General features: G+C 41.1%; 10 protein-coding genes and 1 pseudogene. 6 read left to right on the top strand and 5 right to left on the bottom strand.

What is annotated here, in order from left to right; genetic code table 11:
- The first annotated feature begins 18 nt into the window (after positions 1-18).
- Positions 19-2,349, top strand: coding sequence for a beta-ketoacyl synthase N-terminal-like domain-containing protein (locus TI10_RS02600; RefSeq protein WP_279615313.1), 2,331 nt, complete (start codon positions 19-21; stop codon positions 2,347-2,349).
- 207 nt (positions 2,350-2,556) lie between these two features.
- Here the strand turns inward: TI10_RS02600 and TI10_RS02595 are convergent.
- Together TI10_RS02595 and TI10_RS02590 are read right to left on the bottom strand one after the other, a co-directional pair.
- A pseudogene (locus TI10_RS02595) lies at positions 2,557-3,012 on the bottom strand (DUF4276 family protein); the annotation flags it as partial.
- Entirely contained in the window at positions 3,009-4,097 is a 1,089-nt protein-coding gene (locus TI10_RS02590) for an AAA family ATPase (protein ID WP_049581608.1), read from the bottom strand. The gene TI10_RS02590 and the pseudogene TI10_RS02595, both read right to left, overlap by 4 nt.
- Before the next feature lie 561 nt (positions 4,098-4,658).
- On the opposite strand from TI10_RS02590, the gene TI10_RS02585 reads away from it, so the two are divergent.
- The 4 genes from TI10_RS02585 to TI10_RS02570 all read left to right on the top strand — a co-directional run bounded on the left by TI10_RS02585 (position 4,659) and on the right by TI10_RS02570 (position 9,449).
- The gene (locus TI10_RS02585) at positions 4,659-6,623 is read left to right on the top strand and encodes a PTS mannitol transporter subunit IICBA (protein WP_049581607.1); all 1,965 of its coding nucleotides are present in this window, start codon (positions 4,659-4,661) and stop codon (positions 6,621-6,623) included.
- Positions 6,624-6,625: 2 nt separating this feature from the next.
- A complete protein-coding gene (locus tag TI10_RS02580; protein ID WP_049581606.1) occupies positions 6,626-7,786 on the top strand; it encodes a mannitol-1-phosphate 5-dehydrogenase in 1,161 nt (386 codons plus the stop codon).
- An 89-nt stretch (positions 7,787-7,875) separates the two neighbouring features.
- Positions 7,876-8,418, top strand: coding sequence for an MltR family transcriptional regulator (locus TI10_RS02575; RefSeq protein WP_049581605.1), 543 nt, complete (start codon positions 7,876-7,878; stop codon positions 8,416-8,418).
- A 764-nt stretch (positions 8,419-9,182) separates the two neighbouring features.
- Complete coding sequence (locus tag TI10_RS02570; RefSeq protein ID WP_049581604.1) at positions 9,183-9,449, top strand: LCI fold-containing protein; 267 nt, start codon at positions 9,183-9,185, stop codon at positions 9,447-9,449.
- A 143-nt stretch (positions 9,450-9,592) separates the two neighbouring features.
- Here TI10_RS02570 and TI10_RS02565 read toward each other — a convergent pair whose 3' ends face one another.
- Both TI10_RS02565 and TI10_RS02560 read right to left on the bottom strand, forming a co-directional pair.
- Positions 9,593-10,354, bottom strand: coding sequence for a DUF4184 family protein (locus TI10_RS02565; RefSeq protein WP_049581603.1), 762 nt, complete (start codon positions 10,352-10,354; stop codon positions 9,593-9,595).
- 122 nt (positions 10,355-10,476) lie between these two features.
- Positions 10,477-11,658 (bottom strand): DmpA family aminopeptidase, encoded by a 1,182-nt coding sequence (locus tag TI10_RS02560; RefSeq protein WP_049581602.1) that lies wholly within the window; start codon positions 11,656-11,658, stop codon positions 10,477-10,479.
- A 497-nt stretch (positions 11,659-12,155) separates the two neighbouring features.
- On the opposite strand from TI10_RS02560, the gene aac(3) reads away from it, so the two are divergent.
- Positions 12,156-12,986: an aminoglycoside 3-N-acetyltransferase gene (gene aac(3), locus TI10_RS02555; protein ID WP_049581601.1), complete on the top strand. Its 831-nt coding sequence runs from the start codon at positions 12,156-12,158 to the stop codon at positions 12,984-12,986.
- A gap of 20 nt (positions 12,987-13,006) precedes the next feature.
- Here aac(3) and TI10_RS02550 read toward each other — a convergent pair whose 3' ends face one another.
- Complete coding sequence (locus TI10_RS02550) at positions 13,007-13,456, bottom strand: cytidine deaminase (protein ID WP_049582144.1); 450 nt, start codon at positions 13,454-13,456, stop codon at positions 13,007-13,009.
- Between the last annotated feature and the right edge of the window lie 117 nt (positions 13,457-13,573).

Raw genomic sequence — 13,573 nt, 5'->3', positions numbered from 1 at the left:
AATAGTTCAGAGGTAACGATCCAGTCGTCAGCAAGATCTGTTCAGAATGAGCAAGTTGCGGTTGTTGGGATAGCGGGGCGCTTTCCGCAGGCTGATTCTGTAGCTCAATTCTGGGAAAACCTCCTTGCAGGAAAGCTGGGTTTCTCTGTATTTCCTGAGGAGCGTCCAAGGTTGTCTGTGGGAACGATAATTCGTTTCGCCGGGTTTATTAATGATATTTTCCGGTTTGATGAACAATATTTCCAGATTCCACCCGCAGTCGCACAGTACATGGACCCTCAGCATCGCCTACTGCTTGAAGTCATTGTTCAAAGCATTGAAGACAGTGGTCACACAAACCAAGATATGAGTGGAGATCGTACAGCTCTTTTCGTTTCAACCTTGTCTGGTGACTATGAAAAGCTGTTGAGGGACAATAAAGTAGAGGAAAACTTCTATTATTGGGCGGGTAATGAACCTGCGATGTCATCAGGCCGGATAGCCCAATTTCTTGATATTCAGGGCCCCACCCAATTTGTTAATACCGAATGTACGGGAGGTCTCACTGCATTGCTTGGAGCGTATGATTTGATTCGCTCAGGGCAGATGGATCAGGCTATTGTCAGTGCGACCAGTCTTTTCCTGCATCCTTACGGTTTTATTGCCCGTGAAGAAGGAATTCTATCGCCGACGGCAGCGCCTGAATTGTTCAGTCGGCGAAGCAAAGGACAGCTCAGGGGAGAAGCGGTGGTCTCTGTGGTGCTTAAATCGCTGTTAAAAGCGCAACAAGATGGCGATGATGTCTATGCCATTATTGCCGGTGGAGCGGCAAATAATAGCGGAAGAACATTTTCACTTATTTCCGCCAATGTTGAACAGCAGGCTAAAACCCTCATTAAAGCCTGGCAAAATGCGGGGGTATCGGCAGATGATTTCTCCGTTATTGAGTGTAATGCATCCGGCGTCAGAGCCGGCGATTTCACTGAAATCACCGCCTTAAAAAAAGTTTTTCGGCCTGATCAACATATCCATTTATCCACCGTAAAAGGCGCTATTGGGCACACGGAGGCTGTTTCCGGGCTGGTGGCGCTGGTGAAAGTTTTGCTGCAACTGCGTCATCAGACAATTATCGGGATTCAGGGACTAAGCGAGATTGATGACAGTTTGGGGATAGAGGGTTCCGGGCTATATCTGAATCGTCAGAATAGAAAATGGGAATCTTCCACACGGGAAGGATATTCATTACCCAGGATTGCCGGTATCAATTCATTTGCCGGAGGGGGATATAACACACACGTCGTCGTTAAGGAGTTTATCGGGCAGAAAAATACCGGCGCTAAGCGAACAACCATGCCAGTATTAATACCGTTGTCGTCGCACTCGGAGGCATCGTTACACGATTATGTTGTTCAGATAAAACGGTATTTACAGAAACAGGATGTTGATTTAGCGCGTTTAGCATTCACGTTGCAATCCCGTGAAGCGCGACAATATCGGGTAATGTTGGGCGTATCTTATTTACCTGAGCTGATATTACAACTAGATAGCGTACTTAATGGCGATATCTGTATTCAGAATGTAGAGGAACCCCGGCAGGAAGAGACGTTAAGATCGGTATTACAGACGCAACAATCAATATCTCTATTCCTGACAGATCGGGAGCTCGCTGAGTTAGCGCTTCGTTGGTTAAAAGGTGAAGAACCTGACTGGTCACTCTTATGGGGAAATACGCATCCACGTCGTCTGTCAGGTTTGCCAGTTCGTGCATTTTTAGGGGCTGTCCATCGCCCGCCATTTTCCTCTTCCTCTGATGGGCTGACTACGCCATTTAAATTGAATGATGAACAGAAATCCTATCAATTTCGTGTTAACGCTACTGAGCACTACTTACGTGAGCATATAGTCAATGGGCAAACGGTTCTTCCCGGTGTGGTTCATCTTGAGTTTGTACGATATGCAGTCATACTGTTGCTGTCAAACAAGATAGAAAGCGCGGATATCCCATTTGCAACAAATCAGCTGAGTTTGCGCAACATTGGTTGGGCGAAGCCGATCATCATGGCAGAAACAGAACAGGCATTGACTCTGACGGTGAATATTAAACCAGAGCCTTGGTCTGAAAAAGGACAGTTTTTTAGTTTTGATGTTACTTTAGGCACAGAAAAGAGTGAAGAAGCAGATAGTCGGTATTCAGGTTATTTTACTGCCGGGAGTATTGTTTTCTCGCCGTTGCAACCCTCGTCTTCTCTGGATATTGTTCAGTGTCAGCAATACTGTCAGGAGCGTCGATTAACCACCGAACAATGCTACGACGTACTTACGCTGTTTGGTATTCAGATTGGTGCTAAGCATCTATTACAACACCTCTAATCCGTCGGTTAATGAGGGGGCAAGCTATGTAGCACACCGCAATCGATTTGATTCTTTATCTGAATTTGAATCTCTGACATAGTCACCAACAATTGGTGCTACAATCATAGTTCGCCTAATGTATATTATGTTAAATATTGTTTGGGTATCGGAAATCTGTGTGAGGCTCCCTCCCCCCATGTCTCAATTTTGGCGCAGCTTTTAAGTTTGAGCTTTGATGGTTTGTAATGCTGAAATGGGGGCGTTGTCATCAAGCCAATCCGCAAATTTTTCAGGTTGGCAAAACAACAGTGCTTCAAATTCATGTAATAACAGGTTGGGAATAAAATTAGTTTGCCCAATATCATTAGCGAAAGCTTGCTCTAGCTTAACTACCCGTTCGTTAGCTGCATTATCCTGTTGTTCATTATAATCAGGGAAATTAGTAGGCAAGCCATAGTAGTCAATTAATGTTGTGACGAATGCACTGGGATCTTGTCGACATAAGCGAGTAATTTGATATTTTACCTTACCGTAACTTGTAATACCGCCTTTCTGACTGGTACTCGTCTGAGCTAATATTGGCGTCAGATAGATTTGCTGTGCTACAAAATAGGGAGCTAACACATCCCGCACAAAAGTTTCCTCCGTTTGCCCTTCTACAAAAACATTGATACGGATCATCGCTGTGGCCTCCCGCCGAGTAAGTTTTTCTTCCATAATTCACCAAGGCTATAGTCTTCAAGCCATTCAGAAAGAAAGTCACTATTCAGACGCTTAAAGGTAGATGCCCCTTGTTGTTTGTCAACGATAATCAAATCATCAGCATCAAATTGATTAACCAGTTCGACTGACTGGGTAGAAATAATCAGTTGGTGCTTACTGCTGGCGTTTTTGATCAAACCAGCCAGTACATTAATAGCATAGGGGTGGAGTCCAAGCTCTGGTTCATCAATAATAATTGAACTTGGCATATAGTCTTCGGGTTGCAGTAACACGGTAGTCAATAAAATAAATCGTAAAGTACCATCGGACAATTCACTCGCTTTAAAGGGAATATCCTGCTCTTTCTCTGTCCATTCGAGTTGAATGTAATCAGTATTATCCGGGGTGGGCCGCAAGTAAAAATCACCAAAAAATGGTGCAACCATTTGAACGGTTTTGACAATGCGTTTGTAGTGCAGAATATGATTTTTTTGCAGACGATATAAGAATGCCGCTAAATTAGCGCCATCTTCCCGTAAATAGTCATTATCATTAATACGATGAGTTTGTTTAACTCTGGCATTATCACTCGTATCATGGAAATGGTAAACCCTCCATCGGAGCATAGTAAGTAATGCGTAATCCTCAATGTTATGATGCTGAACGATCTGAGATTCAAAGTGTCCAGCACCAATATTATAATCCCCTTTGGTGTCCAAAAAGAGTGATTCATGTTGGAACATCATACGGTTATCATTTGTGGGTTCCAGTTCAAACTTATAACCATTGTGACCAAAATAAAGCTCAGCGCTTATAGACTCAGTTTTTTTACGACCAAAATGCAATAATGTGTCGGGGCCGCCCATTTTGCCAACAAGAGATTGTAAACGATGATCAAGTACAACGGCGATTAGGCGAAAAAAACTGATGAAATTGGATTTCCCAGCACCATTGGCACCAATGAGTACATTTAGACATCCCATTTGTAAATCACATTCTAAGATAGATTTGTAGCCTTTTATATTAATTTTTCTTAAGAAATTATTGTTGGTTACTGGTTTCATAATTTTGCCTTTTCAGCATTATGCGGCTCAAATATGCCCTATGTTAGGGTAAATAATAGGTTAAGTATTATCTTGATTGCCAGGTTTGCGTCCAGTTCTTCCTCTAAAAATTTTTCCTTTGTGGAATACATTATCATTAAAATGATCCTCCTAATACACCACGCTTTGTTACCGTCACGACTGCTCTAATTGCTACTGGCTGGAACGAAAGAGGTGATCCCACAGGGTCATCGCTACCCTTCTGATTTTGGATAAAGATATTTTGTGATCTAATTCTCTATTTAAGAAAAATGCCCACTAAATAAAAAGTGATTTAGTTCACGTTATTTTTATTTATAGATTAATATTTGATCGGATTAATTTTTCTGAATGAGTAAAATGTGATCTGAGCGATATAAATAAGGGATGAAGAAGAGATAGTTGGTGATATTAATCACAAAAAAACCCGTGGTACGCATCCGAAAAAAGGCGTGATAAAGTGAAGGTGTTCAACAATCAACAGGCGTTATTTGGCGATAACGTCTACCAAACCTTATCTTTCTCGTACCACGAGGTTTTGTCATGGTAACATCAAATATCAAATTAAAGGTACAGAATTTTGGGCGCTTTCTCAGTAATATGGTTATGCCCAATCTAAGTGCTTTTATTGCGTGGGGGCTTCTCTCTGCCCTATTCATCCCGACTGGCTGGTACCCAAATGAAACGCTGGCGCGACTTGTCAGCCCTATGATCACTTATCTACTCCCCTTGCTAATCGGCTATACAGGAGGCCGACTGGTCGGTGGCGAGCGCGGTGGTACCGTTGGCGCTATCACAACCATTGGGGTCATTGCCGGCGCAGATATCCCTATGTTTATGGGCGCTATGATCGCTGGCCCATTAGGGGGTTTTGCCATCCGTCATTTTGACCGCCGGGTGGAAGGTAAAGTCAAAAGCGGTTTTGAAATGCTGCTGAATAACTTTTCATCAGGCATTATCGGGGGCCTCCTTGCAATACTTGCCTATCTGGCAATCGGTCCTCTGATCGCTGAGATATCAAAAGTTCTGGCTGCCGGTGTGAATGTGATAGTCACATATAATCTGCTGCCGCTGACGTCTATCGTTGTCGAACCAGCAAAAATCCTGTTCCTCAACAATGCAATCAACCACGGTATTTTCTCTCCCTTGGGGATTCATCAGGCAACTGAAACGGGAGCTTCTATCTTCTTCTTTATTGAAGCAAATCCAGGGCCGGGGTTAGGTGTTTTGCTGGCTTACATGTTCTTTGGTCGAGGGAATGCCCAACACACTGCTTCCGGGGCGGCCATCATTCATTTCCTTGGCGGTATTCATGAAATCTATTTCCCGTATGTATTAATGAATCCTCGTTTGCTGATTGCATTGATCCTTGGTGGCATGACAGGAGTTTTCGTCATGGGGGTATTCCATGCTGGACTGATTGCTCCGACATCTCCTGGCTCCATCTTTGCTGTACTGCTGATGACGCCGAAATCTTCTCTTATTGGCGTGGTTCTTTCAGTGTGTAGTGCAACATTGGTCTCATTTCTGGTGTCAGCCATTTTGTTGAAGAGAACCCGCATCGGTGATGAAGACGCTTTGAGCCATACGACTCAGCGAGTACGTGGGATGAAAGCGCCCAACTTGGCGAATAAACAGAGGGAAGCCGTTCTGGCAGACAACCATAATAAAAATTTATCCCACGTGAAAAAAATTGTGGTTGCCTGTGACGCAGGTATGGGGTCAAGCGCTATGGGTGCGGGCTTACTAGCGAAAAAAGTACATGATGTGGGGTTGGCTGACGTTTTTGTTACCAACATGGCGATAAACGATCTGAAAGATGATGTGGATATCGTGGTAACGCACCGGGATTTGACCGACAGGGCGAAAATCTTTGCGCCGGGCGCCATTCATATCTCACTGGCCCATTTTCTGAACAGTCAGGTCTACAGCGACCTTGTTACCCGCCTGATGGCAGAAAAGCACCCGAATGCGGCAAACGATGGCCGGATGGTCCAAACAATCGCTGCTGCCAACGATGAATATTATGACCCCGAAAATCAGGAGGAGCCGCTATTTACACTGAATGAGAATCATATTTACCTCAACCTGACTGCACAGACCAAAGAAGAAGCGATCCGTTTTGCTGGCAACAAGATGGTGGAAGGCGGTTATGTCGAACCGGACTATGTGGATGCGATGCTGGCAAGAGAAAAGCTAACGTCTACCTATCTGGGGGAATCTATCGCCGTTCCTCACGGCACGATTGACGCGAAAGATCAGGTGCTTAAAACAGGTATCGTAATTTGTCAGTATCCGGCCGGTGTTCAATTTGGCGAAGAACCTGACGAAATCGCCTGTCTGGTGATAGGTATTGCTGCTCGTAGCAATGAGCATATTGAAGTCATTGCCCACATTACCCGCACGCTCGACGAAGACGGTGTGATTGAGCGCCTGAGCAAAACGCAAAGTGTTCAGGAAGCGCTGGAAATCTTATCAGGGAAAGTGCAGTTTAAGCAGAGAGGTTAATCATGAAAGTGATTCATTTTGGCGCCGGTAATATTGGTCGAGGTTTTATCGGTAAACTCTTGGCTGATGCTAATTCAGATATGACATTTGCTGATATCGACCAGCCGCTGGTTGACCAGTTGGCACATAAGCAGTGCTATCAGGTTCATATTGTGGGCAAAGAACATCGCGTTGAAAGCGTGCGACAAGTTAATGCCATCAATAGCACTGATCCGAAAACCGTGGAATACATTGCACGGGCTGACATGGTGACAACCGCCGTCGGCCCGCAGGTATTGGAGAAGATCGCCACAACATTGGCAAAAGGCATCATGTTGCGCAAAGAAACAGGTAATGACCGACCTCTGAACATTATTGCCTGTGAAAATATGGTTCGCGGAACCAGCCTGTTGAAACAGCATGTGCTGGCAGTTATTCCACAGGCAGATCATAAATGGGTACAACTGCATATCGGTTTTGTGGATTCAGCCGTAGACAGAATTGTGCCGCCGACAGATGCTGCTAACGATGAGTCTTTGGATGTCACCGTTGAAACATTCAGTGAGTGGATTGTTGACCGGACACAATTTAAAGGAGAAATCCCGGCTATCAACGGCATGGAACTGACCGATAACTTGATGGCATTCGTGGAGCGTAAACTGTTTACCCTCAATACTGGTCATGCTATCACGGCTTATTTGGGACAACTCTTCGGTCATAAGACGATTTGCGCAGCAATTAATGATCCTCAGATTCGTACCATTGTTAAAGGAGCAATGGAAGAAAGCGGACGAGTGTTAATAAGGCGTTACAGTTTTTCCCCTGATAACCATGCGCAATATATAGAAAAGATACTGAATCGCTTTGCTAACCCTTATTTACAGGATGATGTAGAACGCGTCGGGCGTCAGCCAATGCGTAAACTCAGCCCAGAGGACAGGTTAATTAAGCCGTTATCAGGGACTATGGCGTATTATTCGGCGAACGACAACCTGATTACCGGCATTGCTGCGGCTTTGCATTTCAGGAGTGATTCTGATCCGCAGGCGGTAGAAATGAGAAGGATAATTAACGAGGAAGGTATAAGACAGGCAGTTCTCCGTATTTGCCGACTGGATGTCCAGTTTCCTATTATTGAGCGTATATGCAGTGAATATCAGCGCTTAGGGGCACTTATTCGGTGAACACGGTAATCAATTTCTACACTTAATGAACTGTTAAAACTCACTTCATGGCTACAGAGAACAATGTCGCTGTGAAGTGAAGAATCATCATGGAAAATAGACAAAAAACAGAAAACCAGCTCCTCGAGCGGCTCAACAAGCGAACCGAGGTTAAGCCATTTATTCAGGAAGTGATCCACCTGATAACGGGAGCTATTGACCAATTGATGCTAAAAGTTTTCCGTAAAGATGATTATGCCGTGAAATATGCTGTTGAACCGCTCCTCCAGGGAGATGGCCCGCTGGGCGAACTGGCAGTCAGACTTAAATTGGTTTATGCGCTTGGCGCTATTTCCCGTGAAATCTATGAAGACATCGAACTTTTTCTGGCTTTAAATGCAACGTTACAACAAGAACAGCAGCGCTATGAATTTACAGATGATGAAATCCTCGGTCCAGTCAGGATGCTGCACTGCATGGGGGTTTTACCTGAAATGATGCGATTTGACCAGCCAGAGGATGTGATTGATCAGCAATTAATTGATTTACAAAAGTACCGATATAAACAAATGGTGCGTTCTTCTTTGGTGCTGGCAGTTACAGCATTAGTTGCCGAAATTTTGGATACGGGGGAGATTGGAATAGGAGTCTGAAGATGGGTATTTTTTTGAGGCTTATGTTTGATGATTAACCTTTAAAGTAAATTTATTTTTTATATGAAAATATAAAGAGTGAATTTATTATAAAAATAAAAATGATGTTTTTGGGGAATCATGAATGTTTTTATTGGGTAGTCACATAATTACGATGAGATTACTTGTTCATGAATATTATAATTAATATATATAGCATTTGAAGGCAATAATTATAAAAAGAATTTTTTATCATAATTATTCCGAAAGAATAATGAGGGAAAATGTTTTCTGTTAATCACATTAAGAGCACCCAGAGTCAGGATAGTTGACATTATTATCAGGAAATTCATCCAGCGTGAGTGAGTAAAATATAAACGCATTTCTTTTTGTCTCAATTATCAGTGCCCACTTTCCATTATTCAAGATACCCCTATATTGCTACATTTATAGATTTCAACCCCTATTAATATGTGAGGTAAATCATAAATTCCAAAGAAGTTAAATATACTGATATTCAAGATAGTTTCATGGAAAACTATAGAAAAACAAATTGTCATTATATATTAGATTTGCCATTTTTGATTTCTGGTACTATGATGATAAATGGAAGTTAGGTTTCCAATCTAATCCAACTTAGGATTAAAAATATAAGCAGTTTTTGAATTTTAAAATTGTAATATCATCGATGTGGTGATTTAGATTTTGCATGCATTATCACATATGATTTTGGTAAATAATACGTTTAAAATATGTAAATTCTGAAACTATTTAAGGAGAGTTTTATGTTCAAGAAATTATTAACAGTTGGGGCATTAGCAACAGCATTAATCGGAGGCATTGGGACTGCATCGGCATTCGATGGATATGAATACTGTAGAGCTTCGGAAGGATACGATAGTGGAAAGGGGGTAAGAGTTAAATCTATTGTTAATTCTAGTAACGTTTTTTCTAATGTAATTAAAGAAGGTGGGTATAAATGGTATTTTAAAGCTTCTAAATCTTGTGGTAATGGGCGATATGTTGCGCTCTATGAAGGTAGAAAAATATAAAATTCCACAGAAAATCTGCTTATTATAGGATTTTTAGAATACTGATAAACCCCGTTGAAAATAACGGGGTTTTTGCTTTTATTATGTTTTTTACTTTATTGACTACGTTGTTTGAATCAATCTATCTAAATACCAATAGATTCTTATTGAATAGATTTATCCTTCGAAGAAGGATGCCTTATCCATAACGCAATAAATACCAGAATAATAAAAAAGACTGATACAGATAGAGTAAGTTCCTTAAAAATAAACTTGCTTATATTTATCCCAGATACCTCCCAGGATAAAAACAGTGCTACAGGGCATGTTAAAAAACCTGAGATAAATCCAATAATAATCAGATGGTAAAGTTTTCTTTTGTTCTTTTTTTGAATAATAGGAGTCAATTTTTTCTGATATCGCCAGTACTTTATGGTCAGGTACAATAATCCTAACAATGAACTGAGATGCTGTAGAATTTTATATATACTTATCCCCTGCTCGTTGGTAATGGAATGAAAAACGCGGAACTGTAATAGAGGAATTAGTTCGACAAAAAAACCATTATCGTGTGTGAATGCATCCCAGACAATATGGGTTACCGCTCCGATAAACAACGATAGTACAAAAACAATTCTGTCCTTATAGCCCTGTTTTTCATAACGAGCAAAGGATATTGGGAAAAGGATGGATAAAGGATACGACAATAGGTGTACGATCAAAAATATCAATAGGCATAAAGGAAATGCGGTATAAAACCATCCGGGTAAGTGATGCGCAGTGGTTGCAACATCATATAACCCAACAGAGTAAAAGAAATCAGGAGATAAGCTACCCATAATTAGCGCAGGCAAATTCAATAACCTTCCCCCCGGAAGATTTTTCAAAGGAAAAACGGCTGCTGGATGTGAAAATGTCCACGGCATTACGAAAAATCCTGAAATAAATGTTAAAGTAGTTACCGACTTCGATTTCAGATTTAGAACCTTTCATCAAAGTCGGTAACTCGTTTGTTTTTAAATCTAAGCGTCAGATTGGGTCTGAGCTATTACATTTCAGGTGATACTAAGACATTATGTTTTCTTAATATCTCTTTAACTCTATCTTTAGGAATAGAAAACGAAGTATTACCATTTCTCCCAACCATTTTTTTGGCGGCGATCATAGCATTAATTATTGCTTCTTCTGTTGCATTTATTGTTGCTTCATACAGAGGATCTAGTTTGTCATTTGCTAGCATTTTTATTGTTCTTATATCCTTTCTAGAGAAAGCATCACTATTTGCGGTCGAAAATGCAATAAATATCTCACCGCTCGTATTCCTGGCTACCCCACCTACTTTTGCCAGCCCCAGAGATACTCTTTTAGCTATTTTTTCTAATTGGTGAGGCGCTAATGGCGCATCAGTGGCTACCACTGCTATTATAGAGCCGGCATCCTTTATCTTTTTCTTATCTCCATGATATATCGGGTTGAGATCCTTTATTTCCTTACCAACCGGAATCCCAGAAATAATCAAGTCATCCCGATCGCCAAAGTTGCCTTGAACAAGAACGCCAACAGTATATCCTCCATCTTTCTTATCTAGAATTCTTGATGAAGTACCTGTGCCTCCTTTAAACTTAAAAAGGTTCATTCCCGTTCCGCCGCCGACATTACCCTCTTCTATCGCTCCTGATTTAGCGCTATTCAGCGCATGATATACATGTTCTTTTTTTACATGCATACCGTTTATATCATTCAATATTCCATCCCACGTTTCTGCAACCACAGGTAATAACCAAAATAAATCATCTTTTAGTGGTGATGTTAGATTATTATCAATCATCCAGCTAATTGTTGAGTCTCTAACAACACCAACACTGTGAGTATTGGTTATTAATATTGGCGTTTCCAGGAAACCGCTTTCTTTGACCCATTGATTGCCGGTCATATCTCCATTTCCATTTAAAGAGAATGTACTAGAAAATACCGGGCTAAATTTCTTCCCTCTTGGCAATATAGCTGTCACGCCTGTTCTGATTGGGCCTTTTCCGACCTCTAGCTTTCCATCGCCTTCTATTATGGTTGAATAGCCAACTTCTACACCACTAACATCTGTAATCGCATTATATTTCCCGGTGACTCCAGAGAAAGGAATGCCTAAATCCCTTGCTCTAATCTCATTGGCTAAAGAATTAGAAGCCATGACTGTCGATATAGATAAAATTATAATATTTAATATTTTCATATGGTATTAACCACTCTCTATAAATTTAGCACTAAATTAATAACCCTATAAATAAAACGATGGCATCCACATTGTACCTATCAACTTGTCAATGATGCGCAATTCATTTTCTCTGGGTTCGTGGGAATTAAACATTAGCGTTTCACTCCCAATATGGTAAGCCTCCTGCGTGATCAATACCAATAGTTTTGACAATTTAGTACTAAAATTATGAGCAATCACATAAATGCAACAATTTTTGATCTAATATCTGTTCAAAAAATGGTATCGATAACATGGTTATTTACGTGAAAGAGTTATTCACCCAGAAGCAGTTACGTTCAAATTTACGAAACGAGCCGCAAAGGGGCATCCGACAGATATCAAGATTATGTTGGAAATGGAACTTTGATAAATTTTACAAAACCGTTAATATGCCAAAATACTGACGGTTTATTATTAAGAAAGAGCTCAATTCCCCATATTAAAAATGCGGAATATATATTATAGGTGTATACATGTTAACAATTGGCAATGATAGATTTTGGACAAAAAACCTATTGAAGCAACAACTATCCAATTTAGGATTACATAAGAATGATGATGTTATGGTACATGCGAGTATACGTAATCTAGGTACTTGTATAAACGGCCCCGATGATGTCATTGCTGCCATATTAGAAACCATTGGTTCAAGCGGAACATTACTGTCCTATGTTAATTGGAATCAGAATTATGAAGATGCTGTAGATGAAAATGGATATTTATCTGAAAAAATCAAAGTCGATATTACCCCTTTTGATGCTAAATTTAGCCGAGCCAGCTCAGACCACGGGATATTAGCGGAATTTATCCGCACGTTTCCGGGTTCATTGAGAAGCAGTAATCCCGGCGCATCTGTTTCAGCTATTGGCAAAAGAGCTAAATGGTATACGGATAATCATTCCTTGCAGTACGGTTATGGCGATAACTCTCCTTTCGCCAAATTAGTGGAACAAAAAGGCAAAATATTAATGCTTGGCGCTCCTTACGACACCATGAGCTTATTACATCATGCTGAACATTTAGCCAATATACCGAATAAGAAGATCCGTTATATGCCTGTACCTTTCTTAAAAGACGGTTCGGTAATTTGGGAGATGATTGAAGAGTTTGATACTGTCGCACCTGTTTCGCAAAATTTACCGGAAGGGTATTTTGCAACGATTGTTACTGATTTTATTTCAGCTTACCCAGAAATTATCGGCCTATCTGTTGTCGGAAATGCAAAAACTTTGCTTGTACCAGCGGCTGAAATTCTGCCTTTTGCTGTACATTGGATTGAGTCATATTCAGGGTCATATAGTTAATACCACCGTTGGCCCATTATTCAGGTTTTCGGCTCATTTGTTATATCTCGCTGATACTTAGCAGGAAGTAAACTCATGATTGGACACTTCACGTAGTTGTGTTTCTCGTCTTGGATCAGCGCCATCGCCTGTGGCGCATAGTCAGAAATCAGTTCTCGGCACATACCACATGGGGACACGATACTAACTTCTCCGTCACGAGAATGATAAACAGCTACTATCGTGTCGATATCGGCAGAACCGTACTCCGTCACAGCACGCCCAAGCGCAATGGCTTCTGCGCAAACTGCGATACGACCGACATTTGCTTCAAGATGAACGCCCGTTACAATTTCGCCAGAGCGCAGGCGTAGGGCGGCACCCACAACATGCCAATCCGGTTTATATCGAGATATGATCGCAGCTTTTGCAGCTTCAATTAGGGAAACATCTTGTTCTTCAAGAACGACGTTTTCGTTGTTCGGAATCATTATTATTTCTCGCATTATTAATATAGAAATCATAAATACCATGATCATAGTATTTATGAATATAGTAACGCTCACTTAATAGGTGAGCGTTGAATATTGTGTCAGTTATAAAGTCAC

The organism is Photorhabdus luminescens subsp. luminescens (genome assembly GCF_001083805.1).
In the GTDB taxonomy this organism is placed as follows: Bacteria; Pseudomonadota; Gammaproteobacteria; order Enterobacterales; family Enterobacteriaceae; genus Photorhabdus; species Photorhabdus luminescens.
This window is presented reverse-complemented; position numbering and strand designations above follow the sequence as displayed.